Source organism: Pseudoalteromonas sp. 0802, assembly GCF_013350085.1.
GTDB lineage: Bacteria > Pseudomonadota > Gammaproteobacteria > Enterobacterales > Alteromonadaceae > Pseudoalteromonas.
The window spans coordinates 1-917 of the sequence record NZ_JABVXE010000064.1; the positions used below are offsets into that span (position 1 = coordinate 1).

Genomic DNA, 917 nt, shown 5'->3' on the forward strand with positions numbered 1-917 from the left:
ACAATCGACTTCACTTATACTTATTTAAAAACAGAAAATATCAAGTCGATGCTTGATACAATTATCTTTAGTGAAGGGAGTCCTATCGGGGTTGTTTGTTTTGAACAAAAAGCCAATTTCAGAGAGTGGAATAAGGATGAAGTTTATTTTGCTGAGTTGATTGCTGATTGTTGTACATATCGATTTATGGCCCAAAAACAAGCTAAGCTAGAAGATAAGCTTGTTAACTTAGTGTTTTATGATGACTTAACTGGTGTTTATAATCGTCGGTATTTTTTTGATGCCATTGAAAGAACTATAAGCCTCCATGTACGAAAAAGCTTGCCTTTGGCTATTGGTTTTATTGATTTCGATAATTTTAAATCAATAAATGACACGTACGGTCACCAAGCAGGTGATGAGGTATTAAAGGGGTTTTCAAAGATAGCTCAGACTTTTCTTAGGCGTGAAGATTTAATTTTTCGCTTTGGAGGTGAAGAGTTCGTTATTGTGTTTCAGGGGGTCAATGTCATAGAGGCTAAGAATGCTCTAGTAAGGCTGCAAAGTGGAGTTAAAACTATGTTGATTAACCATGGTAACAAAGCGTTGAATTTTACATTTAGTGCCGGTGTGGTTGAGTTACATAAAAAATTGTCCATTAAAGATGTGATAAAGCAAGCTGATAAACTACTATATAAAGCGAAAAAAGAAGGGAAAAACCGTGTTGAATACTAGGTAAAATACGTTACCTACTCATTAAAATCACGTTCCAAACTAATGTTCAAATGGGTGGTGTAGCAAGTTATTTAAGATTTAAACGGTAACAAAAAACTTTCCAGATCTTGTGAAGATAATGGCTTAGAATAGCTATAACCTTGAAGCATGTCGACATTTTTAGACTTGCAGTATTCAACATGCTGCGTTGTTTCTACTCCCTC

General features: G+C 34.9%; 1 protein-coding gene. It reads left to right on the forward strand.

Annotated elements, in window-relative coordinates; all coding sequences use genetic code 11:
* A partial coding sequence (locus tag HUS61_RS21115; protein ID WP_175092379.1) for a diguanylate cyclase occupies window positions 1-714 on the forward strand: 714 nt, incomplete at its 5' end.
* Between the last annotated feature and the right edge of the window lie 203 nt (window positions 715-917).